21 protein-coding genes are annotated in these 23,596 nt (G+C 59.8%); 6 read left to right on the forward strand and 15 right to left on the reverse strand.

What is annotated here, in order from left to right; all coding sequences use genetic code 11:
* Positions 1-36: 36 nt before the first annotated feature.
* Positions 37-855: a sugar phosphate isomerase/epimerase family protein gene (locus C3Y91_RS16385; protein WP_130665744.1), complete on the reverse strand. Its 819-nt coding sequence runs from the start codon at positions 853-855 to the stop codon at positions 37-39.
* Positions 856-1,140: 285 nt separating this feature from the next.
* Between C3Y91_RS16385 and C3Y91_RS16390 the strand changes: the two genes are divergently transcribed.
* On the forward strand, positions 1,141-2,289 hold the full coding sequence (locus C3Y91_RS16390) for a Gfo/Idh/MocA family protein (protein ID WP_130665745.1): 1,149 nt from the start codon (positions 1,141-1,143) through the stop codon (positions 2,287-2,289).
* A complete protein-coding gene (locus C3Y91_RS16395) occupies positions 2,286-3,221 on the forward strand; it encodes an alpha/beta hydrolase (protein ID WP_164042825.1) in 936 nt (311 codons plus the stop codon). Before C3Y91_RS16390 ends, C3Y91_RS16395 begins: the two co-directional genes overlap by 4 nt.
* An 18-nt stretch (positions 3,222-3,239) precedes the next feature.
* Here the strand turns inward: C3Y91_RS16395 and C3Y91_RS16400 are convergent, their stop codons facing one another.
* Entirely contained in the window at positions 3,240-4,274 is a 1,035-nt protein-coding gene (locus C3Y91_RS16400; protein ID WP_168575587.1) for a LacI family DNA-binding transcriptional regulator, read from the reverse strand.
* 573 nt (positions 4,275-4,847) lie between these two features.
* Between C3Y91_RS16400 and C3Y91_RS16405 the strand changes: the two genes are divergently transcribed.
* The 3 genes from C3Y91_RS16405 to C3Y91_RS16415 all read left to right on the forward strand — a co-directional run bounded on the left by C3Y91_RS16405 (position 4,848) and on the right by C3Y91_RS16415 (position 7,973).
* A complete protein-coding gene (locus tag C3Y91_RS16405; protein WP_024319758.1) occupies positions 4,848-6,095 on the forward strand; it encodes an ABC transporter substrate-binding protein in 1,248 nt (415 codons plus the stop codon).
* 88 nt (positions 6,096-6,183) lie between these two features.
* The gene (locus C3Y91_RS16410; protein ID WP_024319757.1) at positions 6,184-7,122 is read left to right on the forward strand and encodes a carbohydrate ABC transporter permease; all 939 of its coding nucleotides are present in this window, start codon (positions 6,184-6,186) and stop codon (positions 7,120-7,122) included.
* 5 nt (positions 7,123-7,127) lie between these two features.
* Complete coding sequence (locus tag C3Y91_RS16415) at positions 7,128-7,973, forward strand: carbohydrate ABC transporter permease (protein WP_018480632.1); 846 nt, start codon at positions 7,128-7,130, stop codon at positions 7,971-7,973.
* 53 nt (positions 7,974-8,026) lie between these two features.
* On the opposite strand, the gene C3Y91_RS16420 is transcribed toward C3Y91_RS16415, so the two are convergent.
* From C3Y91_RS16420 to C3Y91_RS16465, 10 genes are all read right to left on the reverse strand, one after another.
* On the reverse strand, positions 8,027-8,983 hold the full coding sequence (locus tag C3Y91_RS16420; protein WP_168575588.1) for a sugar kinase: 957 nt from the start codon (positions 8,981-8,983) through the stop codon (positions 8,027-8,029).
* A gap of 18 nt (positions 8,984-9,001) precedes the next feature.
* Positions 9,002-9,817, reverse strand: coding sequence for a carbohydrate ABC transporter permease (locus C3Y91_RS16425; protein WP_003550140.1), 816 nt, complete (start codon positions 9,815-9,817; stop codon positions 9,002-9,004).
* Complete coding sequence (locus C3Y91_RS16430; RefSeq protein WP_018480642.1) at positions 9,817-10,755, reverse strand: carbohydrate ABC transporter permease; 939 nt, start codon at positions 10,753-10,755, stop codon at positions 9,817-9,819. The genes C3Y91_RS16425 and C3Y91_RS16430 overlap by 1 nt, the downstream gene beginning before the upstream one ends.
* Positions 10,755-12,083, reverse strand: coding sequence for an ABC transporter substrate-binding protein (locus tag C3Y91_RS16435; RefSeq protein WP_168575589.1), 1,329 nt, complete (start codon positions 12,081-12,083; stop codon positions 10,755-10,757). Before C3Y91_RS16435 ends, C3Y91_RS16430 begins: the two co-directional genes overlap by 1 nt.
* A 55-nt stretch (positions 12,084-12,138) precedes the next feature.
* Positions 12,139-12,816 carry a GntR family transcriptional regulator gene (locus tag C3Y91_RS16440; RefSeq protein ID WP_024319755.1) on the reverse strand — a complete coding sequence of 226 codons (678 nt, stop codon included), beginning with the start codon at positions 12,814-12,816 and terminating at the stop codon, positions 12,139-12,141.
* Between the two features lie 7 nt (positions 12,817-12,823).
* Positions 12,824-13,708 carry a dihydrodipicolinate synthase family protein gene (locus C3Y91_RS16445; RefSeq protein ID WP_130663303.1) on the reverse strand — a complete coding sequence of 295 codons (885 nt, stop codon included), beginning with the start codon at positions 13,706-13,708 and terminating at the stop codon, positions 12,824-12,826.
* Between the two features lie 113 nt (positions 13,709-13,821).
* On the reverse strand, positions 13,822-15,126 hold the full coding sequence (repC, locus tag C3Y91_RS16450) for a plasmid replication protein RepC (RefSeq protein WP_130663304.1): 1,305 nt from the start codon (positions 15,124-15,126) through the stop codon (positions 13,822-13,824).
* A 154-nt stretch (positions 15,127-15,280) separates the two neighbouring features.
* Entirely contained in the window at positions 15,281-16,282 is a 1,002-nt protein-coding gene (gene repB / locus C3Y91_RS16455) for a plasmid partitioning protein RepB (RefSeq protein ID WP_130663305.1), read from the reverse strand.
* A gap of 3 nt (positions 16,283-16,285) precedes the next feature.
* Positions 16,286-17,479 carry a plasmid partitioning protein RepA gene (gene repA / locus C3Y91_RS16460; RefSeq protein ID WP_003550127.1) on the reverse strand — a complete coding sequence of 398 codons (1,194 nt, stop codon included), beginning with the start codon at positions 17,477-17,479 and terminating at the stop codon, positions 16,286-16,288.
* A 272-nt stretch (positions 17,480-17,751) separates the two neighbouring features.
* The gene (locus C3Y91_RS16465; RefSeq protein WP_130663306.1) at positions 17,752-19,065 is read right to left on the reverse strand and encodes a hypothetical protein; all 1,314 of its coding nucleotides are present in this window, start codon (positions 19,063-19,065) and stop codon (positions 17,752-17,754) included.
* A 237-nt stretch (positions 19,066-19,302) separates the two neighbouring features.
* Here C3Y91_RS16465 and C3Y91_RS38560 point away from each other — a divergent pair, with 237 nt between their 5' ends.
* A complete protein-coding gene (locus C3Y91_RS38560) occupies positions 19,303-19,515 on the forward strand; it encodes a hypothetical protein (protein WP_018493339.1) in 213 nt (70 codons plus the stop codon).
* A gap of 335 nt (positions 19,516-19,850) precedes the next feature.
* On the opposite strand, the gene C3Y91_RS16475 is transcribed toward C3Y91_RS38560, so the two are convergent.
* From C3Y91_RS16475 to C3Y91_RS16485, 3 genes are read right to left on the reverse strand one after another with little or no spacing between them, the layout of a single operon-like run.
* Positions 19,851-20,729, reverse strand: coding sequence for an intradiol ring-cleavage dioxygenase (locus tag C3Y91_RS16475; RefSeq protein WP_024319750.1), 879 nt, complete (start codon positions 20,727-20,729; stop codon positions 19,851-19,853).
* A gap of 8 nt (positions 20,730-20,737) precedes the next feature.
* Positions 20,738-22,492, reverse strand: coding sequence for an FAD-dependent oxidoreductase (locus C3Y91_RS16480; RefSeq protein WP_024319749.1), 1,755 nt, complete (start codon positions 22,490-22,492; stop codon positions 20,738-20,740).
* The gene (locus C3Y91_RS16485) at positions 22,485-23,591 is read right to left on the reverse strand and encodes a branched-chain amino acid ABC transporter permease (protein ID WP_024319748.1); all 1,107 of its coding nucleotides are present in this window, start codon (positions 23,589-23,591) and stop codon (positions 22,485-22,487) included. Before C3Y91_RS16485 ends, C3Y91_RS16480 begins: the two co-directional genes overlap by 8 nt.
* Positions 23,592-23,596 lie beyond the last annotated feature (5 nt).

Here is a 23,596-nt window from a genome sequence, read left to right on the forward strand (position 1 = left end):
GGAGGCCCCGGCCGACGCCGGGGAAAGCGAGATGGGCTAAAATCCCAGACGTCGAAGCGTCTCACGGTTCGCGCGAACGGCGGCGGCAGGATCGGTTCCGGCATGGTCGGACTCTTCTTCCACCACGATCCAGCCGATAAAGTTCGGCGCATCCCGAACGGCCGAAATCACGGCAGGCACGTCGCAAACGCCTTCGCCCAGCATCGCCCAGGTCCCACCGGCGTCGACATCCTTCAGATGCACGTAGCGGATCCGGTCCCGGTGGGCCGCCAGCGTGTCGCCGATCTGCTGGCCGCCACGCAGGATATGGCCGGTATCCGGCACCCAACCCACTCCTGGATCCAAGAGAGCAAACAGGCGATCATAGTCGTTCCGGGTGAAGAGCAGCGTATTGTGATGCGAGGAAGGATGGACAGCTACAGTGACCCCAGCCGACTGTCCGATCTCGGTCGCACGATTGTAGCACTCGGCCGCAATCGCAAACTTCTCATCGCGCGGACCATCCGAGACGACCGTCGCCGATCCCATCGATACCAGCGCACCGGGAAAGTTCGCGGCGAAATCGACCCATCGCCGCGCAGTGTCGAGATCGGAGGCAATCTTTTCCGGCACCGTGAAGCCGCTGGCGGAGCCGAAGGCAAAGGAGACCAGCGCCAAACCGGCATCCGTCAGGGTGCGGGCAAAGTCGGCAGGCCTGAGCGCGTAGTGATCAATCATCGTATCGGTGATTTCGATACCGGCATATCCGCCATCGGCAATGGCGCGCACCAGATCGTCCGGACCGCCGCTCCAACCCGTACCCAGCATCTCCCAGGTGAATGTTTGGCAGCCGATCCGCAGCTCAGCATTTTTCATATCTCGGTCCTGACCTATTCGTTGATGACAGCCGATACCGAAGCCGGCGGCTTCCCCGCGCGAGCAATCCTCGGGGGCTTCGCCGGCCTTGCCGAAAACCCCTTCCGCCGGGAGAGGCGGCCGAAGACCGGAACGGCGGGCTCTTCAGCAAGGATTGCGACGCCAGCGTCTTGCCATTACGTACGGTCAAATGTTACCGTGCGTCAATATATTTTATTCCTTGCGATTAAATTGTAACGCGCCCCTCAATCCTTCGCACTCGCAATCGCAAAATCAGGTTCTTCGATGACACAGACCAATGGTATGAAACTCAGGATCGGCGTGGTGGGATGCGGCAACATTTCGCTCGCCTATATGCGCAACGCGCCGCTGTTTTGCGGCGTCGAAATCATCGCCTGCGCAGACCTCAACGCAGACGCCGCCACGCGCCGCGCGGCCGAGTTCAATTTGCGCGCCGCTGACGTCGATAGCCTCATCGACGACAAGAACATCGACCTCATCCTCAATCTGACGATCCCGGCTGCACATTTTGACGTTTCGATGCGGGCGCTGTCGGCAGGCAAGCATGTCTTCACTGAGAAGCCGCTCGGCGTCACGGCCGCAGAAGGACGCCGGTTGGTGGATGCCGCCGCCTTAAAGGGCCTCATGCTCGGCTCGGCGCCAGACACGTTCCTCGGGGCGGCAGGACGCCATGCCCGGCGGCGAATGGAAGCCGGCGCCATCGGCAAGCCGGTGACCGGGACAGCCTTCATGATGGGACGCGGCATGGAGCACTGGCATCCGGATCCCAGCTTTTATTACCAGGCCGGCGCAGGCCCGGTCATGGATATGGGGCCTTACTATCTGACGATGATGGTCAATCTGATAGGGCCGATCCGCCGTGTGCAGGCCGTCGCCACAAGCGGGCAGGAAGAGCGGCTCATCACGGCGGAGGGACGGAAGCAGGGCACCACGTTCAAGGTTGGCACGCCGACCAGCGTGCTGTCGCTGCTGGAATTCGATTGCGGCGCTACGGTCACCTTCGGCACCTCCTGGGACGTCTTCCGCCATTCCAACCACCCCATCGAGCTCCACGGGACCGAAGGCTCGCTGCGCCTGCCCGACCCCGACAATTTCGGCGGCTCCGTCGCGCTGTCCAGCCGTGGCGCGCCCTGGCAGGAAACGGATACATCAGGCGACCTCTTCGGCGCCGTCAACTGGCCGATCGCAGCGCCGGATCGTGCCAACTACCGCATGCTTGGCCTTGCCGATCTCGCGCGCGCAATCATCGAAGGCCGTGCGCCGCGTGCTTCGGGCGATCTCGCGCTGCATGTGCTCGAAGTCATGGAAGCGATCCTGCGTGCCGGTGAAACCGGTGTCGCGCAGACCATTGCGGGTATCGTCGCGCAGCCAAAAGAATTGCGGGAAGAAGAAGCGAGGAGTTTGCTGGCATGACGCAACTCGACGAATCCGCCAAACGCGCGCTTGCATGGCCTGGCGATCCACAAACGCCGGTCGAAAACTGCACGCCGGCGCTGGCGCGGCAGCAATATCTGGACAGTTTCGCAGACATCCAGCGGCCGCTCGAAGACGTGGCCGAGATCCTGGAAAGGCATGCGGGCGCCATCCGGTTGAAGATATGGCGCGGACGATCCGCGCCGCGCCAGGGCGCACCGGCCTTGCTTTATCTCCATGGCGGCGGTTTTGTGATCGGCGCGCCGGAAACCCATGAGGATATCTGCCGGACGCTTGCCAATATGGCAGGCGCCGTCGTCGTTTCGCCCGACTATCGCCTGGCCCCGGAACACCCCTTTCCGGCAGCGATTGACGATTGCGCCGCCACACTCGTCTGGATGACGGAGCAGGCGGATGCGCTCGGTATCGATCCCTTGCGAATTCTCGTCGCCGGCGATAGCGCCGGCGGCAATCTGGCCGCCGTCGTCGCCCTGCTGGCACGGGACGGACAGGTGCCGGCTGTCATCGGACAGGTGTTGATCTATCCGGTGACCGACCAATTGCAGGCAAGCGACAGCTACTTGCGTTATGCGGAGGGTTACGGCCTGACGGCCGCAGCGATGCAATGGTTCCGAGACCACTATCTGCCGGAAGCCGCGAGCAGGCCGGATTGGCGCGCCTCGCCGCTACGCGCGGCGTCGCTAGCAGGCGTGGCGCCGGCCCTCGTGATCCTTGCCGGATACGACGTGCTGTTCGACGAAGCGGCCGCTTATGCCGAGCGGCTCAGCTTGGAAGCGCAGGCCACAAGCCGGACCTGGGCCGGACAGATCCATGGCTTCGTATCGAAGCGACGGGCCATTCCGGAGGCGCAAGAGGCCCTTGAAGCCATTGCTATGGCCTGGCGCACCATGGACCCTGGGCTTGCCCGTTGAAGCGCAACCGCGACTGACTCAAGCCGAGTCGCGCATAACAAGCGTCGCTTCGAGGATCACCCTGTTCGTCACAGGGGTCGTTCCATCATCCTCGCTTTCGATATGCGCCAGCAAAAGCTCCACGGATTTCGCGGCGATCTCCGGCGCGTTCTGGGCCATCGTCGTCAGCGACGGACAGGTATATCGGCTCAGCGGGTGGTCGTCGTGCCCGGCAATGCGTACGTCGCACGCGTCACTACGGCCGATTTTCAGTCCCGAAGCGAATGCGGCAGCCATCGCACCGAAAGCAAAGCGATCGTTGGCGCATAGCAGCGTTTTGCCGGGAAGACCGCCATTCGCAAGGATTCTCTGCATCTGCTCGTATCCGAGACGCTCGAATTCCCAAGAGGGTGGTGCGTCGCAATCGATGACCAGCGGGGAATGCCCTTCCCTCGCCATGGTCGCGCGGTAGCTCTCCTGCCGCTCACCGGCATTTTCGGTCAAATGCGGAATTTCCAGGAAGATCGGTGGCTCACCGGACCGGCAGAGATATTGCACAATGGCTGCCATGCTTTGCGCGTTGTCGTTGCCGACATAAGGAAGGTCGGCGCTGGCGGGATTGTCGAAGCAGACGACGGGGATTGCGTCGCTCAGCCTTTCCAACGCGGAACGGCGAGAACCGGCCCCGAGCGGCGCCACGATCGCACCTGCGACCTTCAGCGACAGCAAGGTCCGAACGGCCTCCGCCTCCAGCTCCGGCCGCGTGTGGGACGAGATCTGGACAGGCCAGAATCCCTTTTCGCGCAACTCCAGCTCGATCAGCGACACGACCTGCACATAAAAGGGATCCGACATGGTCGGCACCAGAATGCCGATATTCCTGGTCCGCTTGCGATTGAGATGCCGGGCGAAAAGATTCGGCTCGAAATGCGACTTCTTGAGAGCCGCCTCGATACGCTTGCGGGTCACCTCCTTGATCTGCGAGGGATCATCGAAATATTTCGACAAGGTCGGACGCGAGACGCCGGCGGCGGTCGCGAAGTCGTCCATCGATTTATAACTTTTCTTGGCCATTCAATTCCTTATTGGCGGGACGACGACACTGATCGGCAATGATTTCGCACTCAACGGCAGATCCGCCGACGCGCCAAATCACGCATTCGGCAATTTGTACAGGGTGATCTTCGTTTTCCGGTACCGTCGAAAATCAACACATAAGCCGGCCTGATCCGTCACTGTGCAGGTTCTGCCCTCCCTTTCGAAAATCGAAATATTCCCTTCATTTGCGACTTGTTCAGTCTGCGCCGCGTGGTTGCAAAAGGCGCTTGTTTCAGCACTCAAAATTCGAAAATTTGCAGCGAAGAAGCCGGGTGCCGCGCTTTTCATTTTGTTGGGTAAACTTTCATTTGTTTACGAAAGTAAAGAAAAAATGCGTCACAAGCAATACAAATGCTGCAGAAAAATACTGACGACGTCAATCAATTTTTTGATTTTCTATCAATGATTTAACTCAACGCGCGCCGTGAATGCCGGCCTCCCATCTTTTCGCGATCGCAGTTCTTCATTGACAGATAGGGGCGTCAGGGAACCTACTTTGCCTACGATCTTGAGGAGGATCGATTAACTGACAATCTTTGGGAGGCACATATGAATATCAGAAAATTCGGCGTGACGATGCGGGCTGCCGTGGCGGTATGGGCGCTCTGCGCCACATCGGCGTTTGCCGACACCACCATCGAGTTCATTCAATGGTGGGAACCCGAAATGCCGTCTGGCGCCCTGCGCGGCATCATGAACGATTTCGAAGCCAAAAACCCCGGCATCAAGGTGACGCTGGTCAGCGGTCCCTATGCCACGACGCGTGACCAGATCGTCGTCGGCGCCGCCTCGGGAACGCTGAGCGACGTGGTGGGCCTCGATGGCGCCTGGGTAAACGGGCTTGCCAAGCAGGGCGCGATCGCCTCGATGGACGAGCTGATGGAGAAGGCGAAGTACGACAAGAGCCAGATCACCGATATCGTCAAGGTCGATGGCAAGAGCGTGATGTTCCCGCTGGCATCCTTCGTCTATCCCGTCTTCGTGAACCTGGATATCGCCAAGGCGTCCGGCGTCGACAAGCTGCCGACGACGCGCACGGAATTCGCTGAAGCCGCGAAGAAGATGACCGACGCCTCGAAAAACCAGTATGGCTGGGTTCTGCCGCTGTCGCTGCAGTCTCCGAGCGGTATCCAGAACGATGTGATGTCCTGGGTCTGGGCCTCCGGCGCCTCGATGATGAAGGACGGCAAGCCTGACCTCGAAAATGATGCCGTCGTCGGCACGCTCGACTATCTCTCCTCCCTCAACAAGGAAGGCGTGATTTCTCCCGGCATTTTCGCCAAGAAGGAACAGGACAAGGTCGAGGAATTCGTCAACGGCCGCGTCGGCATGATGGTCGATTCACTCGCGCATGTGAACCTCATCCGCGAGCGCAATCCGAAGCTCAAATTCGGCATCTCCGCCTTGCCGGCCACTGACGGCTACACCGGCAAGCGCGGCATGCCCTATGCCTCCTGGGGCATCGGCATCAGCGAGGGCAGCCAGCACAAGGAAGAGGCCTGGAAGCTGGTCGAATACCTGATGAGCCCTGACGTCAACGGCCGTCTGGTCTCGATTGCCAACGCCTTCCCCGGCAACGTCCATGCCAAGCCGGACTTCGTGGCCTCGGACCCGATCTTCGCGGAAGCTTTTAAAATCTTCCAGAGCGGCTATCCTGCGAACGAATTCGTCGGTCTTCCGGTTGCCGAAGAGCTGATGCGCGACATGAACGTCGAAGTTCAGAAGATGTTCGACGGCGGACAGTCGGCCAAGGATGCAGCTGCCAATACCGAGAAGGCTTGGCTCGCGAAGTTCTAAGCACGTCGCTTTCACGGATCACCGGCAGCGCGACCTGGCGCTGCCGGTGTAAGTCGTCAAATCTTGGCAGAACGGGAAGTCACAGCTCATGAATCATTCCGCTCCGGCTCTCGTCGCCGCGCACGCCAAGCCGCGAAGGAAAGCAAGACTTCGTTACAGCACCTTGAGGAAGCTGGTGCCGTATTTCTATGTTTCGCCGGCGACCCTGCTGCTTGTTCTGCTGATGCTGTTTCCCATGGTGATGGTCTTCAAATATTCATTGATGGACGGCGCCATCATGAAAAAGGACGCCGCGTTCGCAGGCGTGCAGAATTATCTGACCATCTTCGAGAATCCCGTCTTCTGGCAGTCGGTCGCACAGACGCTTTATTTTACGATCATGAGCGTCGTCTTCCACTTCATCATCGGCTTGGCATTCGCGCTGTTATTAAACACTAACCGCGTCGATCCGCTCATTCGCAGCATCCTTCGTGTGCTGTTCATCCTGCCCTGGCTGTTCACGGCCGTCATCATCGCCATCATCTGGCGCCTGTTGCTCGACCCGAACGGCGTCGTCAACAGCGTGCTGATGGCGCTCCATATCATCAACTTCAAGGTCGAGTGGTTTTCGTCGACGCGCACCGCCATCCACGCTTTGACCTTCGCAAACATCTGGGCAGGCTATCCGCTCTACATGGTCAGCCTGCTTGCCGGCCTCCAGGGCATTTCGAAGGAGCTTTACGAGGCAGCCGGTATCGATGGCGCGAACGAACTCCAAAAGTTCTGGTACATCACCATTCCGCAGTTAATGCCCATCATCATCAGCATCGCGCTCCTCGATTTCATCTGGACGATGCAGGTCTTTCCGCTCGTCTGGATGACGACGGGCGGTGGTCCGATCTATTCGACGGAGGTGCTCTCCACCTTCACCTACAAGCTCGCCTTCTCCCAATATGAATTTTCACTGGCTTCGGCGAGCGCAATGATCATCCTGATCATTTCGATGAGCGTCACCTACTTCTACATCAAACACCAGCAGCGCAGGTGACCGCCATGGCAAAACGTTCCTTCAAGAACTCGGTATTGCCGACCATCCTGACCTATCTCGGACTGGCGATCGGCCTGGTCTTTTCAGCCTTCCCGATCGTGTGGATGTTTTTCAGCTCGCTGAAATCGAATACCGAAATCTTCGCCCTTCCGCCGCGGCTTTTTCCGCAGGATTTCACGGTGGCCGCCTATCTGACGATCTTCAACGATCCGGTGAAAGTGCGGTTCTTCATCAACAGCTACTTCGTCGCCGGCGTCGTCACCGGCCTGACCCTCGTCGTCGCCATCGTGACCGCCTACGGATTCAGCCGCTATCAGTTCCGGTTCAAGAACACCTTGAACATCTTCATCATCAGCACGCAGACCGTTCCGCCGATCACCCTTCTCATCCCCTATTTCGGAATGGTGGTGGCCTTCAGGATCTTCGATACTTATCTGGCGCTGATCCTCACCTACATGGTCTTTACGCTGCCCTATGCCATCCTGCTGATGACAGGCTATCTCAACACCTTGCCGAAAGAGCTGGACGAGGCCGTCCTTGTCGACGGCGGCTCGAGCTGGACGGCGCTATGGCGCGTCATCGTTCCCGTCTCCATCCCGGGGATCGTCGCCACGGCGGTCTACACGTTTCTGCTGGCCTGGAACGAATTCCTCTTCGCGCTGACGCTGACGAAATCGATGAACCTCAGAACCGTTCCGATCGGTATCCAGCTTCTGATGGGCCAGCACGCCTTCGAATGGAACGAGATGATGGCGATGAGCGTGCTTGGTTCCCTTCCTCTTCTGGTCCTTTACCTGGTTGCTCAACGCTACTTCCTGGCCGGCATGACAGCCGGCTCGGTCAAAAGCTGATGGAGCGCTGATCCTAAACTGGCTTTGACAACGCATGCCGCAGGCCCGCACGACTACCGTCCAGCTCTCCAATCCCGGAGAGCATCGCGGACTTCGGCTCTTGTGGGGGCACCGATACGTCCACCGAACACCTGGCATTTGAGTGCTGCCGCCATGGATGAAAAGCGCATCGTCTCTTCGATCGGTAAGCCTTCCGCAGTGGCCAGCGCAAAAGCGCCATGGAAGATATCGCCGGCTGCGAGCGTGTCGACGGTCCTCACCTTCGGAGCCGCAAGATGGACGATTTCGCCGGTTCGGTCGTCGAACCAGAAGCAGCCGTTTTCGCCGGCCGTGACGCTGATGAAGGCATGCTCGAACTTTCGCTTGAGAAGGCCGACGACCTTCACCAGCTCGGCCGTTCCGGCAAGCCGCTCGGCGGCCGGCTGCGAGAACACAATGTGGCTGGCCGCCGGTGCCAGCATCTCGATCACGCCATCGCCTGCGACGTCGCCATCGAGAATGGCCGGCTTTCCCGCCTCTCGGGCGGCCAATAGCGTCCGCAATGCAAGCTTCGGCCACCGCACGTCGACCAGCACCGCATCGAAAGCAGAAACATCCTGTTGCGTGACCGGCTTGACCGTTTCGTGCAAGCCCGCATCGTAGAAAGGCACGATCAAGCGCTCGCCCTGATCATCGACAAGGATCGTCGAGACGGCCGAGCGGGCGGCTTCGACGCGCACCACGCCGCTCGTGTCTATGCCGCTATTGCTGAGGTCGGCAATGATGCGTTCGCCGGTGTCGTCATTGCCGACCGCACCCCAGAGGCTGGCATGGCCGCCCAGTCGGGTGACCGCAAAGGCGGCACTCGATGCCATGCCCTCGGCGATCTGCAGCATATCATAGGGCAGAATTTTGCCCTGGCCGGTGGGTAACGAGCGCACGCGAAACAGTGTGTCCATAACCGCAGCGCCGACACACAAGACGCGGCGCGCCTGACCGGGAGGCTGTTCGAAGGCAGCAGAAGTCGTCAAAACCGTTGTCTCACCAGCTCACTTGACGGCTCCGGCCGTCAGGCCCGCCACGATCTGCCGTTGCGCAAACACCGTCAATATCAGCACAGGCAAGGTGACGATCAACGCCGCCGCCGCCAACGGACCCCAACTGACCTGCTCGAACGAGAGCATGTTGTAGACCGCGACAGGAAGCGTGCGCGTCTCGCGGCTGGCAAGCACGATGCCGAAGACGAAGTTGTTCCACGAGAAGATGACCGACAGTATGAAGGCAACGACGATGCCCGGCCTTGCGATCGGCAAGGCGACCAGGCGGAAAACCTGCCAGGGTGTTGCGCCGTCGATGCTTGCAGCCTCCTCCAGCTCCATCGGCGTCGTCTCGAAATAACCGATCATGATCCATACGACGATCGGTACAGTGACGACGAGGTGGATGATGATCTGCGGCATGAGCGTGCCGAGCAGGTTCAGCCACTGGAACAGCAGGAAGAGCGGGATCAGGAATGAAAGGCCCGGCGTCATGCGCGCAATCATGATGACCATGGCAGACTTCTCGGCTTTCAGGCGCGCGATGCCATATCCGGCCGGCACGCCGATCAGCAGCGCCAGAAGCGTGGCCGCACCCGTCACCAGCACCGAATTCCAGAGATAGAGGAAGAAGTTGTTCTCTTCGAAGACCTTCAGATAGTTCGACCAGGCCAAGCGCTCCGGAATGAAGATCGGCGGATAGGCGCCGTTGTCGATCTCATATTTCAGCGACAGCGAGATCATCCAGAGGAAGAACAGGACGACGGGCGAGATCATCACCAGGGCAACAAACAGCAGTCCGATGCGATCGAGCGTCTTGCGCTTCATCAGCGTGCCTCCCCGTCGGACCAGTTCACGCGCTGCCGGAGCATCATAAGGACGAAGGAGAGCAGGACGATGAGGATGAAGAAGACAACCGCCATGGCCGAGCCATAGCCGATATCGTAATAGGCGAAAGCGGTGTTGTAGAGATAGATGTTGATCGTCTCCGACGCCGTGCCGGGACCGCCTTGGGTCATGGCATAGATGATGTCGAAACTTTTCACCGCATCGATGCTGCGGATAATCACGGCAATCATCAGGAACGGCGCGATCATCGGCAGCGTCAGATAGCGGAATTTCTGCCAGACATTGGCTCCGTCGATTTCAGCACTTTCATAGGGCTCGCGCGGAACCGCCGCCAGACCGCCGAGCACGATCAGCATGATAAGCGGCGTCCACTGCCAGGTCTCGACCAGCACCAGCGACGGGATGACGCTGCTCTGATTATAGATCCACTCCTGCGGGCCGATGCCGACGAAGGAGAGGAGATAGTTGAGGACGCCGAGCTGCGGATGGAACATCATCGTCCAGACGAGCGCGATGGCGACGGGTGTGGCCATCATCGGCATCACGAATATGCCGCGTATAAGACCGCGCAGCGGAAATTGAGCATCAAAGATCAGCGCCGCGAGCGTCCCCAGAAAAAGGGGAACCACTACGGAGAGCGTCGTATAGAGCACAGTGTGCCACAGCGACTCCCAAAAACGCATGTCGGTGGCGAGGCGCGCGTAGTTGTCCAGCCCCGCAAAGACCTGCGATTGGCCGAGCGTCCAGCTGTTGACGCTCATCCAGACCGTAAACACCCACGGAAAGACGATGACGGCAGCTATGACGATGAGCGCCGGGATGACGAAGGGCCAGTAGTTAGGAGCAAACCGATCCGGTTTGCTCCTTCCTTTCGACGTCTTGGCCACGGCGGCCGTTTCGATACTTGTCGAGGCCATTATCCCTCGCTTTTTGCCAGGACGGGTTCGAACTGTGCCGTCGCTGCCTTCAGTTCGGTTTCGGGATCGGCGCCGCCGATCATGTTGGTGAGACCGACGCCATAAACGTCGCGGAACTCGGTGACCGGAATAATGACCGGCAGCGCGAGCTGCGAGATCTTGCCGGAACCGACGACGGCATCAAGCCATGCGCCCGGCATTTTGACGCCTTCGCGGACCTTCGCGTCCTCGAGGACGGACTGGCGGAAAGGAACCCCGGCGCCAGCCTGCAGCAGACGTGCGCCCATTTCATGCGAAATCGCCCATTGGCAGAAGAGATACCCGGCTTCTTTTTTCTGGCTTGCCGCGACGACGCCAAGCCCGTCGCCGAAGGTGCCTGCGGCCTGTGCCTTCGGACCTTTCGGCATGATGCCGTAACCGACCTGGCCGACGACGCGCGATTTTTCCGGATTCTCAATCGGCGGCGCAAAACCAACGCCGTCCAGCCACATGCCGATCTTGCCCTGCAGGAAGGCCGACTGCGCCTCGGCCCAGTTGAAGCCGGAAACGCCGGGAGGGGCTGTCTTGGTCATCAGTCTTTGATAAAGCTTGGCCGCATCGATCGCTTCTTGCGACGTCGTGCGCAGCTTGCCATCGGGGCCGAGCGGGCTCGAACCATATCCGAGCAGCAGCGACGTCCAGACCGGCGTATTGGCATTCTTCAGGCCGCGGGCGACGAAGCCGTAGGTGTTGCTCGAAGGATCGGTGAGCGCCTCCGCAGCACTGGCGAGTTCTTCGAACGTCGTCGGGTAGGCAAGCCCCTTCTTCTCGAAGAGCGCCTTGTTCCAATAGATGATCCAGTAATCGACCGAGAATGGAAGCGAACGCAGAACGCCGTCCGGATCTTTGGCAAAAGTCAGGCCGGCTTCGGCGAAGTCGGTTTCTACCAGAGACGGGTCGGTCAGAGAGGGGTCCTTGAGAAAACCGCCGATATCGGCAAGCCAGCCGCCCTTTTCGAACTGCCGCTTTTGGACATGATAGCTCATGTGCACGACGTCGAAGCTCGGCTTGCCGGAGCTCAGCTCGATGGTCGTCTTCTGTCGCTGCTGTTGTTCGGGCGTCGCTTCGGCATTGACCTTGATGCCGGTGAGCTCCTCGAATTCGGACAGGTACTTCAGAAGTATTTCGCTGCGCGGGCTCTTGACCAGGTTGACTTCGAGCGTCGTGCCGGCAAAGCGCTTCCAATCGACGGCAGCCGACGCCAACCGCACGCCGAGCATGCTGCTGGCGCCAACAGCGGCCGTACCCGCCAGAAAGCCGCGCCTCGTCGGATTCAAAAACGATGACATGTGGTACCTCCTCCTTTTGCCGGCGATCTCCTCACCCCCGGCTGTTTATTTCCGATTATATCCTCAGCGCACGATCTCTTGCGTGATTGATGTGTGCGACAAGGCTGTTGACGGCGTCCTCCGCCGATCGTCTTTCGATCGCCTCGAGCACTTTCAGATGCTCGCCCATGACAGGTCCGACGTGACCATCGATGCGAAAACGATCCTGACTGATCAGGCGCATCTTGATCGAGTTCACCCGGTAGGCATTCGAGATGATGGTATTTCCAAGGGCATCGATAAAGGCGTCGTGCATGCCCCAATCGACAGCTTGCGCGTGCACTTCCAATTCGTGCGATCCATCGCCGTTTCGAATGGCGTCGGCGATATCCCGATGCTGCTTCAGGAGCCCGGCGATCGTCTCGTCAGACGCAGAGCGGGTGAAAAGCGCGACTGCTTCCTTCTCCAGGAAGACGCGCAGCTGGAACGCCTCGCGAATGAGGTTCAGGTCGATATGAGCAATCTGCAAACCCCGCTGGGGGACCGTCTTGATCAGCCCTTCGGCTTCGAGCCGCGGGATGAGTTCGCGGATGGCGCCGAGCGTCAGCCCCGTCAGCTCGACGAGGCGGCGCTGCGAAACGAACTGGCCGGGGCGCACGTCACGCGCAAGAAGGTGGCGTGTGAAGCTCTCATACGCCTTTTCCCGCAGTGTCGGCTGCTCGTCCGTTCCGTCCATCACCTCTCCCAGAAACATGTCCGACCTATGCCGCTTTCGAGCGGAAAAGAGTGTCGAACGCAAGAGCGAGTTGCGCCTGCCCATCGCCGGATATTGAAACGAGTGGTGGGCGAACCGCAAGCCAGATTTCATCCGACGTCAAGTGAGCCACCATGGCCTTCACGGCAGCGGTCACCGGAAATTTCAGCAGTTCGTCCACGAAATCCTCGATGCGGGAATCGTCCTTGCCTTCCTCTGCCATCAGCTTGACTTCATGGGGTACGAAATTCGCCATGCCGGAGATTGCACCCTGGCCGCCAAGCCGCACGCCCTTCGCCAGATGACGTTCGTCCCCCACCAGGATGACAAGATCGCCATGCGCCTTCAACAGCGCTTCCGTGAACGGCCAGTCGCCGGAAGAATCCTTGACGCCCGTGACGATATTGGGAAAGGCGGTCCGCAGTCGGCCGATCAGCGATACGCTCAGCGGGACCATGGTGACCGAGGGGATGTTGTAGACGATAATGTCTCGCGCCTTGTCGCCCAGGATGGCGAAAACAGCCGAAAACCACTGGAAGACGCCGTCGTCACTGACGTTTTTGAAGTAGCAAGGGGGAGCAAGAAGGATATTGCGGGCTCCCTCGGAAAGCGCATGCCCGGCCTGCATCGCAGCATCCTCGGCCGCGTCGACCAGTACGCCGACGATGATTTGCTTTGCTGCTATCCCATTATCAAGCATGGAAGTGAGGACACGTTCACGTTCCTGGGTTCCTATGGAAGAACCTTCACCCGTCGTCCCGAACAGCGTCACGCTCGAACATCCGGCAGCGAGGCTTCGCCGTGCCTGCTCGATCATCGCCTCGATCATGATATCGCCATGGCTGTCGAATGGTGTGGCGAGAGCGACTGAGAGCCCGAATTTTTGTGTCAAATATGCCTCCTCCCAATTACCGGCTCAGATGTAGCAGACTAACATGTTAGATGTAAAGCGGTGATTGCACACCGCCTCGTTACACGATTGTCGCGGCCGTGGCTTCCCTCCGGTCAACTGGCATGCCTTGCTGTTGGCCCATTCGCCCGCACGAGCGCCATCAGCATCGGGCCGATCGCAAACTCACCCCTCTCGGTCCTTCGGGTCAGATCTCTGAGATAGCCGCCGGGCGAGTTGATGTGCCCTCCCCTTTCCAGAATGCAGGCAATCACGGTGGCGGCATTTTCCGGCCCCATGCCGGAGCAGGCTTCCTCATAGGCCGAGGGACTGACGCCGAGCATCGAGCGCACGACGACAGCGGCCGACATCAGATCTCGCCAGTTGCCGATGCTTCCGCCGGGCCCGTAGTCGAGAATACCGGGGCAGGCCTGGAGGACGAGGCCGAGCGGGAAGGATTTCAGGCTATGCCCGGCTCCTGGATCGGCGGCACCCCCCGCCTTGTTGCTCATCCCGCCGGAAGGCTTCGGTTGTTCCGGTCTTTGCTCGTCCGGCGATCCGGCATTCGGTTCAAGATCGGCAACTGCCCGTTCGCCCTGCTTCGTTTCGAAGCTTGGTTCAAGTTCATAGGTGGATTTGGGATTTGAATTCTGTTTGTGCTGCTCATTCTGAGACTCATTGGCGTCTATTTTTTGTGTTTTTATCTGCCTTTCCAGCAAGTTGACGACTTCAGCCCGCAGCAATCCCATCTCATCGACCAGCGGAGCCAATTCTTCTGCGGTCGCCACGCGCGGAATCCGGGCGAGGAGCGTTCGAAACATCACTGAAATGCCTTCCCAATCACCGGAGACCTCTTCTTCGAGGGCCGTCGCAATCAGCTTGGAGATGTCGCGCCGGCAGATGGTCAACCGTTCCCTGATCGCGCGCAGCAGTTCCCGGTCGGCAACCGCCTGGGCGGCCAGGTTTTCGATTTCGACTGCACGCGCCAGAAGCGGTGCCACGCTGAACCCGAAGGCCTCGCCGACGGTCCCTGCCCTGTCGCGGCGCGCATAGCGCTTTCCGTTCGGGCTGTCCTTGCGCAGGATCAGGCCGGCCTCGACCAGAACCCCAAGATGCCGCCTGAGGGTCGCTGGCGTCATGCCGCGGGCGCGCAGCGAAAGTTGCGCATTCGACGGGAAGACAATCAGGCCCTTCTCCTCGGAAATCTCGTCGTCTGGGTAGAAGGTCAGAAGCGCGTCGAGCACCGTCAGCGCCCGATCGGTGACGCCAAGCGCCGGCCGCGCCTCACAGATCGCCCTGAACAGCTTCCACTTGCTGCGCTTCATCCCCGGCTCGATGGTCTCGGCCAGTTGCTGGCTTGCCAGCATGCCAAGTGACATCGGCCGCCGCCCAAAGGGCGTCGTCACATATCCACTCTCCATTTGCCTTCACCTTCGTTCAGGCAAAAGAAAACCATCCACCAATTTGGTGCCTAAGACGCTTGACTGTGATTCGGGGAAATGCGATTCTCGATGTGCTTAAGATCTGAGAAGGGCTTCCACGACGGCGTCGTTGGGGGCCTTTTTCTTTTGCGCGCTACGCTCCTCTGTCCTTATTGAACTCCTGGAACAGGCCCTTCAGCCTTTCCTGGACGAATTGATCGAAACCGGGTGCGGTCTTGCCGTCGAAAACGAAGGTTGCACCGGACGCTGTCTTTTTGATCATGACAGGCACCCCATTAACCTGGGTTTTGGCCACCGCTGGCTTCGGCGCAGCCGTCTTCTTCGTTGCCAGAATGAGTGCCCGCTGAAACCGCTCGTCGCTCGAAATTTTGCGCGCGTCGTCCGCGGACAACTCCACGATGATCTTCTCGACGTCGGCTTTCTCAAGCCGCTCGCCCAATTCCAACCATCGCCGGCGGCCGATATCGGGCGCGGCGCCGATGGCGTTGACGAGCGTAAGGGGGACCTGTCGGATGACGATCAGCATTCTCGACAGCGCCGCCTTATCCACGCCGAGAGCCGCCATAATGACATCGCGGCCAAAGCTGCGTTCCTCAAGCCTCGATGCAAAGAGCGCGCGTTCGATGTAGGAGAGATTGGTTCGAGCACTGTTTTCCTGTCCCTGGCTGACGACCAGCTGACCGTCGGTGAGATCACGGACGACCGCGCGCACCCTGATGCCGATTTCTCGGGCGGCAGCCAGGCGTCGATGGCCGTAGGCGACCTGATAGCGTCCCCTGGTTTCGGGATGCGGGCGGACAAGGATCGGAACCTGCTGGCCATGCTCGCGGATCTGCTCGACAAGCTGCGCAAGTTCGGCCGCGTCGATCGCCAATCGATCGCTGACGAAGGAAGCATCGATCAGTCCGGGATCGAGTTCGACGATGGTCTGGCCGGCAGCGAGCTGCCGTTCCAGCTCACTTGCCCGCTCCATCTTCTCGGTAATGTTGCCGAGCGTCTTGGTAATGCCGCCGACCGGCGCCGCACTGCGCTCCTGCGGCACGAATCCCGCGATCGGACGATTGTCGCGCGGTGCGACTGCGTCCATCCTTTCCGGGTTCGGAGCGGAAATTTCGATGAGGTTCTTGCGCGCCATCTGTTATTTCCTTCCCCAGGTCGAGCGAATATGCGCCTCGATCTCGCCGTTCACGAGGTTGAGGGACTCCAGAGCCCGATCGTAGGTTCCGCGTGTGAACTGCGATCGCTCGACCTCGTAGAGTGTCTGCTTGGTGACGCCGGCGTCGGCGACCGCCGTCGACTTCACCATGGCGTTGTGGAGCATTCGATTGCCAAAGATCGCCCGCATGAAGCCGGTCATCTGGCTTTGCGGTCCGTCGTTCGGCTCGAACCGCGTCACGAGATAGCGCATCCAGTCATAGCTGGTACGCCCTCCGGCCTTTTCGACGACCGACATCAACTCACTTGTCATCGTCAGAAACTGCGACATCGACATGACATCCAGCATCTGCGGGTGGACCGTGATCAAGACCGAAGTGGCCGCGCAGAGCGCCGACATCGTCAGGAACCCCAGCTGCGGCGGGCAGTCGATGACCACAACGTCGTAAAGGCTTTCGATCTCCGTCAGGACTTCGCCAATGCGGGCAAAGAACATCGTCTCCGCCGTACCCGACGCCATCGCCTTCGGCGTCTCGTGCTCGAATTCCATCAGCTCGAGATTGCCCGGAATGAGATGCAGATTGGGCGTGTAGGTAGCGCGCACGATGTCGGCGATGGGGCGCGGCTCCTCGTATCGGATCGCACCGTAGATCGTTTCGCCCTCTCCGACGTCGAACTCCGGCTGATGACCGAACAAGGCGGACAAGGAAGCCTGCGGATCGAGGTCGACGGCGAGCACGCGGTAGCCCCTGAGCGCCATGAACTGCGCCAGATGGGCCGCAGTGGTGGTCTTGCCCGAGCCACCCTTGAAATTCATGACGGAGATGATCTGGAGCTTTTCCCCCGGCCGGCGGGCCGGCACATATTTCGGCGTTCCGTTTCGCTCGTCGAGGACCCGGCGAATCCGGTCCATGTCCGTTGCACTGTAAAGCCGCCGTCCGTTTGCGAGCGGATCGGGCCCATGGCCGTCGGCGGCTACCTGGCGGAGATAACCTTCGCCGATGCCGATAAAGGCCGCAGCTTCCGCCGGCGAAAATGTTCTGATGGTCTTTTGCGAGAGCGGGGGAAAGATTTTTGCCTGATGCTGCTGAAGTTGATAGGATAACTCCTTCGCATCTGTTGCCAGAAGCGATGGGAGGTGCTCTTGATCGTCTTGAAGAGCAAGACTCGGCTGCATGATCTTTTTCCCAGGTAACTGCGCAATTTTGAACGAAAGCGCTTCAGTTGCGCAGTTACTATATGCCTCGATTCGTTACCAATTTACAAATGCTTAACCAAACCGTCAGTTTCGGCCCATCGAGACGGCTGACGACATGAGCCAGATTTCAAGTGATTCGCGCGTTGCCGATGACTCGAAGTCACTTATACCCACGGTGGCTTTCCAGCCGACCGGGAGGCAATTGCGTCGCCGTATAAGCCCGATTTATCAATAGCTTGGGCGCTGCCTCCCTATTTCCCATCGTCCTTCAGGTAGTTGTTGCCGTTGATCACCAGAAGCCCGTCGGAACCTTTGTCCGGCTCGAATATGCTCATGGTCTCGGTCTTACCGCTCACGTCGGTCAGGTCGAGACGATAGCCGGAAAGCTTGTAGCGTCCGCTTGCGCCCGGCCGGTTGCTTGACGTGGTGACGCCCGATTGCGATCCGCCGATCTCATTCGTCATCGAGGCGCCCGACCAGCCTGCGCGTTCGAAAGTACCGTTTCGATGAAGCCTCAGCGTATGGCTGGACGCCACCGATCCCGATGAGGTCGCGGTCATCCCGCTCGAGGCGAAGGTGGATACCCATTCGCCGTCGAGCGTCGTGCCCTCATCAAACGGCGGCACGGCGCGGTGGTCTGCGTCGGCAATCACCAGGTCCTCACCTTTTTTCGAGAATGTCTTCGTCTCGATCTCGATCGTGCCGTAGGCAGAGGTGACACTGCGCATTTCGATCGACCCGGCGGAGGAGAAAAAACCGCCGCCGGTAAGCGTGTAGAGGCCGCAATCGGTCGGGGTCTCCTTGCAATGTTCGGTGATGCTCCGGCCGCCCTTCGGCAGTTCCGTGCTGAACAGCCCCTTCGGGTCGAACGTGGTGACCGTGCTGTCCGAATAGAAATCCATGCCGCCAAAGACATTCGGCCGGAGACCGGTATCGAGATGGGTGAAGACGCCGTCCAGCCCGCCGTCTTCGCTCGCCGGCACGAGATCGAAATCCTTGTCGGAAGGATCAAGCTTCACGGAGCGCACGAGGGTTGCGAAATCGGCCTCGGCACTTCTGCTTCTGTCACCGTTCACATTCAGCAGCACGAGCTGCAGATAGGCCTGCTGCCTGTCGCCGGCGACGCCGACGACGATCTGGCTGATGCTGACGTTCTTCTGATGAACGCAGCAGCGTTCTTCCACGCGAATATCGTAGCCGTTCACCGTGACTCCGTAATGTTTGACCAGGATATCTTCCTTCGCCATGTCGGGCAGCGTCGCGACGAAGGTCTTCATGCCGGCCTGCAGGGAACTGCGCGCTGCCGGGAGCGGCTTGGTGATCTGAATCAAAGCATTGCCGCGCTTGTCGTCCTCCGTTTCCGGAAAATCTTTCTGCAGCATAAAGAGATTGCCCTTACCGGCCTTCCTCCAGCCGGTAGCGGCATCGGGCAGGGTCACCGTCAGGCCGCCGATTTCGGCGGGCGCCGCCAATGCCTGAGAGCAGGGCACAAGGAAAAAAAGACTGAGAATGACGCCCAAGGCTAATCTGCCCCGGCCAATCCAATGAAACTGCGCGCTTCCCATTACCCCTCCCCGGCTTCGATGACCGCCGACGGGATTTGGAGCCGGGTGTGTGCTTTTCAACCCTGGGGTTTGATGAAGGTTTCTTGAACGCTTAGCCAACGCTCCACTAAACGGATTACTCACGACGCCACGCCACACCTCCTATTAGGCGAATGGCGGGGAGCCGGCAAAAGTGGGACAACTGTCGACCGGAAATTCTCCGCACTTGAAGGTTCCTACGACGCCTGGAGGTGTGCCATGAGAACCATGTGCTCTGCATTGACGCTGTGTATCGCGATTGCCCTTTGCACGGCAAATGCCAGATATGTCACCCTGCCCGGATACGCCTTCAAGACCAACCCGAAATGTCAGCGCCACGAACCGAAGACGAGGTTTGACACAAGGTGCGACTGGCCGAGATTGGGCTTCAAGGACTTTACGCCCCCGCTCGTGACCGTGCTTGGAATCTGAAGATCCTGCTCAGCTTCAGGTGGGCCGGATGGTAGATTGGGGAACGTGTTGCCATTGCGGAAAAGAGCAGCCTCGCGAATCGACGAGAGATACCTCTTTTCAACATGCCGCACTTCACGGACCGCCCTGCAGTAAACGCTGCTGCCATGCCGTCTCGTTGACCGACGGATGCCCTTCGAAAGCATGTCGCACAAAAGTGTGCAGCGGTTTGCGACAACGGCATGCGTAAAAACAAAGACTTAAAGCGCGACAAGCTGAAAGATCGCGACGCGCTTTAGGGGTAACCGCTGGCGGAAATCATCGCCCGGACAGTTGCCCGACCCGCCCGAGAGGTTCTACTCCCGAGCCAGCACGAAATCGTGCTCCACCTGCCAAAACTTTTCCGCGAATCCAAGGTCGCTAGCCCGCACTGGATCTTCTACGGGCTGAAACTTGGCAAGCAAGCTCTCCTTCACGCCGAAGACGGCGTCCGAGTGGATGTACGGGTCGTCCGGGTCGAAGATGTGTGTTGTCAGCGCCTCGAAGCCCTCGGCCTTTATGATGTAATGCAGGTGAGCCGGCCTGTAGGGATGACGTCCAAGCGCGCCGAGCAGCTTGCCGACCGGCCCGTCGTCCGGGATCGGGTAATATTTGGGCTTGACCGCCCGGAACCAATAGCGGCCGTCCGCGCCCGTGCGAAAGACGCCGCGAAGGTTGAAGTCGGGTTGTATCCCCTTCTGTTGAACGTCGTAGAAGCCTTCGTCGTTGGCCTGCCAAACGTCGATGACAGCATTGGAAATCGGCCTGCCATCCGTGTCGAGTATCCGCCCTCCGATCACCATATCCTCGCCTTTCTGGTCGAGGCAGATGTTGGCGCCCATCGGCAGTTCCGGCGCGTCGGCAACGTGAAACGGACCGAGCACCGTGCTTTCAGAAGCCCCAGAGGGCTTGCGATTATTGATGGCGTCGACCAGCATCGACACGCCGAGCACGTCTGACAACAGGATAAACTCCTGTCGCCATTCATTGCACGTCTGCCCGGTACGGGTGAGAAAGAAGATCGCCTCCATCCACTCGTCCTGCGTCGGCTCAAGCTCCTTTACTGCCTCATGTAGCTTGCGCGTGACGACCTCCATCACCCGCTTCAGGCGCTCGTCCCTGGCTTGAGCGTTGCGGCTCGTGACCACCTCCACGGAATTTTCTTCGGTGAAATAGCCCTTTTCTTCGGAGCTCATAGTGCACCTCACAGAGAAAGAATTGTTTTCAAAACCCGGCGTAGCTCCGCTTCCGGATCAGCCGTCACGGCGTCCGCGCGCCACGCGACATGATGGTCGGGCCGCACGAGCAACACGCCTGAATCCCGGATTTCGCGGGCCCGCGCCCAGTCACCGTTCAGATCCTGCCACGTCTGTCGCGGTCCGATCCGATGCGTGGCGATCGGCAGCCCTAGCTCCTTCGAAAGCGTCTTTGCCGCTGCAATCCAGCCGTCGCCCCCGATGCCCGTCAGCACCGTGAAAACGCCGTGGCCCGTCAGATCAAGGCTGGACACCTTTTTTCCATCGGCGCCGAAGAGCCAGGCGTGGGGAAGCCGCGCACCCGGCCAAGTCGTCGGCTGGAAGTGCAGCTCAGGGTCCCTCTCGAAAGCGGGTTCCGGTTGCCCCTCCTTCACCACGGCGTTCGAGGCGTAGCGGTGGTTCATCTCGACGCCGTGCGCGTCGAATTCGTAGACCTTGTTCGCGATCGCAGTCCGGATTGCCGCGCGCTGCGCTTCGGACTCTGCCGTGTCATTGCAGCGCGCGTCCATGTTCTGCTGCATCTTCACCGGATCAACCGAGTCAAGCAGGCCGAGCGCCTTGAAAATAGGGCCGAATTCTTCGATCGACTTGTTGGCGCGGGTGACGATTTGCTTGGCGACTGGCGCGCGCTCGGCCTGGTAGCTGTCGAGGAGCTCAGGACCAGCTTGACCTTTCAGCACCATCGCAAGCTTCCATGAAAGATTGAACGCGTCCTGAATCGAGGTGTTGGAGCCCAGGCCGTTTGACGGCGGATGTCGATGCGTTGCGTCGCCCATGCAGAAGACGCGGCCGTTCGATATCGTCGTCGCGTACATATTGTTGACGGTCCACGTCGAGACCGACTTTATCTTCGGCTCGATGTCATCGACGCCCACGAGCTCGCGCACGACCTTCGTGGCGAAGGCGTCGTCGACCTGCGGTGCGGGCTGGTTGATATCGTATCCCCAGACGATCAGCCACTCGTTCCACGGGCGAACCATGCGCACGAGACCCATGCCGATGCCCCCGACGTCGGCGCCTGGCTGCAATACCCAATAGAGCACGGAAGGGCGATGGGCGACGTAGCGCGACAGGTCGGCCTCGAACAGGATGTTCATCGATCCGGCAACGCCCATCTTGCCTTCGAATCTCAGGCCAGCATGTTCGGCGACCTTGGAGTTCCCGCCATCCGCGCCGATCAGGAATTTGGAGTGAATGGTCAGCTCCCTGCCCGTCAATTTATCGACGCAGGTCGTCGTGACCCCATCGGCGTCTTGAACATGGCTTTTGTATTCGGTCGACATTCGCGGCTGCGCGCCGCGAGAACAGGCGGTCTTGAATAGCAACGGCTCCATGTATGTCTGAGGCAGGTCGTTCATCCGGCTCGGCGACGAGAGAAGATGTTCGGCGCGGGACAGTGGGTGGTTGCCCCAGCTTTTCATGCGGCCGATCTCCTCCCCGGTCAGCGAGGTGCAAAAGACGTTCTCGCCCATCAGATCCTGCTCGGCGGCGAACATGTAAGCTTCGTCCTCGACGTCGCGGCCAAGATCGCGCAGCACCTCCATCGTGCGCTGGTTGGTGATATGCGCGCGCGGCGTGTTCGCCAGCCAGCGATAGCGGTTGATCACCAGCGGTTCGAGGCCGTGTGTCGCGAGCAACGCGGCTGCCGCCGAACCGGCCGGGCCTGTGCCAATGATCAATACGTCGGTTTTGATGTCAGCCATGTGGCCCTCCCATTTCATATTCTGAAGATCCGTCCTTTAGGCGACGGCGGACCGGAAAAAGTTCCCAACCAGTGCGGTCGGATATCAGTCCCCAGACGCCGCGAGGCGCAAAGAGCATTGTAACGATGGCCAGTGCGCCGAGCGCCAGAAGATACCAGGAACCGAAGCTCGAAAACGCGTTCTGCAATACGAAGAAGACAAGCACACCCAGGATCGGACCCTCAATTGTGCCGATACCGCCGATGACGACGATGAAGATGACGTAGGCCGTCCAGTCGGTGAGCGAGAAGGCCGCGTCGGGCGATATCCGAGCCTTCTGCAGATAGATGAGCGCGCCGACCACTCCCGTGATGAAGGCCGTCAGGAGATAGATCAGTGTCTTCAGCCACTGTGCGTCGACGCCAAGGGCACGTGCCGCCGTCTCGTTGTCGCGGACGGCCGCAAGCCCCAGCCCATGCTTGCTGCAAAGCAGTTTGTAGACGAAGATGATCGTCGCCGACGCCAGCACGAGCGCCATCCAGTAGGCCAATGCATCAGCGGCGACGGACGAGCGCATGCCGAACCAGTCGCTGAGTGCGGCGGCGCCCAGCATGTCCCGCGTCGCATCTCGCGGCATGGACGTCCCTGTTCCGCCCCCAAGGGTCTTCCATTGCGCAACGAGCAGCCGCCCGACTTCGGCAATCACCCAGGTACCGATCGCAAAGTACGGCCCATAGAGGCGGAAGGCGAAGAAGGCTGTCGGCACCGCGACAGCGGCTGCGATGAGGCCGGCAAGCAGGACCGCCAGAACTGGATCCATTCCAGTCAGGATAACCAAGCCGAATAAGGCGTAGGCGCCACATCCGACGAAAAGTTGCTGCCCGACCGAGATGAGGCCGGCATAACCAGCGAGAAGATTCCAGCTTTGGGCCAGCGTTAGCATGGTCAGGATGAAAAAGAGGTCCTGTATGACGCCACGCGAGACGACGAACGGAGCGAAGATCATGAGGGCCGCCGCCAGGAAGAGGAACATTGTGAAGATTCGGGAGACAGTCGTCCTCGTCTCGATGCGCCAGCGAGCCGTTCGTTCATTGGTCATGGCTTGAAAACCCGTGGTCATGGCGC

Source organism: Rhizobium ruizarguesonis (assembly GCF_012349115.1).
In the GTDB taxonomy this organism is placed as follows: Bacteria; Pseudomonadota; Alphaproteobacteria; order Rhizobiales; family Rhizobiaceae; genus Rhizobium; species Rhizobium ruizarguesonis.

What these genes read in the sequence shown, in the direction of transcription:
- C3Y91_RS16385 (WP_130665744.1), bottom strand. Translation starts at nt 855, where the DNA reads ATGAAAAATGCTGAGCTGCGGATCGGCTGCCAAACATTCACCTGGGAG.
- C3Y91_RS16390 (WP_130665745.1), top strand. Translation starts at nt 1,141, where the DNA reads ATGACACAGACCAATGGTATGAAACTCAGGATCGGCGTGGTGGGATGC.
- C3Y91_RS16395 (WP_164042825.1), top strand. Translation starts at nt 2,286, where the DNA reads ATGACGCAACTCGACGAATCCGCCAAACGCGCGCTTGCATGGCCTGGC.
- C3Y91_RS16400 (WP_168575587.1), bottom strand. Translation starts at nt 4,274, where the DNA reads ATGGCCAAGAAAAGTTATAAATCGATGGACGACTTCGCGACCGCCGCC.
- C3Y91_RS16405 (WP_024319758.1), top strand. Translation starts at nt 4,848, where the DNA reads ATGAATATCAGAAAATTCGGCGTGACGATGCGGGCTGCCGTGGCGGTA.
- C3Y91_RS16410 (WP_024319757.1), top strand. Translation starts at nt 6,184, where the DNA reads ATGAATCATTCCGCTCCGGCTCTCGTCGCCGCGCACGCCAAGCCGCGA.
- C3Y91_RS16415 (WP_018480632.1), top strand. Translation starts at nt 7,128, where the DNA reads ATGGCAAAACGTTCCTTCAAGAACTCGGTATTGCCGACCATCCTGACC.
- C3Y91_RS16425 (WP_003550140.1), bottom strand. Translation starts at nt 9,817, where the DNA reads ATGAAGCGCAAGACGCTCGATCGCATCGGACTGCTGTTTGTTGCCCTG.
- C3Y91_RS16430 (WP_018480642.1), bottom strand. Translation starts at nt 10,755, where the DNA reads ATGGCCTCGACAAGTATCGAAACGGCCGCCGTGGCCAAGACGTCGAAA.
- C3Y91_RS16435 (WP_168575589.1), bottom strand. Translation starts at nt 12,083, where the DNA reads ATGTCATCGTTTTTGAATCCGACGAGGCGCGGCTTTCTGGCGGGTACG.
- C3Y91_RS16440 (WP_024319755.1), bottom strand. Translation starts at nt 12,816, where the DNA reads ATGTTTCTGGGAGAGGTGATGGACGGAACGGACGAGCAGCCGACACTG.
- repC (WP_130663304.1), bottom strand. Translation starts at nt 15,126, where the DNA reads ATGGAGAGTGGATATGTGACGACGCCCTTTGGGCGGCGGCCGATGTCA.
- repB (WP_130663305.1), bottom strand. Translation starts at nt 16,282, where the DNA reads ATGGCGCGCAAGAACCTCATCGAAATTTCCGCTCCGAACCCGGAAAGG.
- repA (WP_003550127.1), bottom strand. Translation starts at nt 17,479, where the DNA reads ATGCAGCCGAGTCTTGCTCTTCAAGACGATCAAGAGCACCTCCCATCG.
- C3Y91_RS16465 (WP_130663306.1), bottom strand. Translation starts at nt 19,065, where the DNA reads ATGGGAAGCGCGCAGTTTCATTGGATTGGCCGGGGCAGATTAGCCTTG.
- C3Y91_RS38560 (WP_018493339.1), top strand. Translation starts at nt 19,303, where the DNA reads ATGAGAACCATGTGCTCTGCATTGACGCTGTGTATCGCGATTGCCCTT.
- C3Y91_RS16475 (WP_024319750.1), bottom strand. Translation starts at nt 20,729, where the DNA reads ATGAGCTCCGAAGAAAAGGGCTATTTCACCGAAGAAAATTCCGTGGAG.
- C3Y91_RS16480 (WP_024319749.1), bottom strand. Translation starts at nt 22,492, where the DNA reads ATGGCTGACATCAAAACCGACGTATTGATCATTGGCACAGGCCCGGCC.
- C3Y91_RS16485 (WP_024319748.1), bottom strand. Translation starts at nt 23,591, where the DNA reads ATGACCACGGGTTTTCAAGCCATGACCAATGAACGAACGGCTCGCTGG.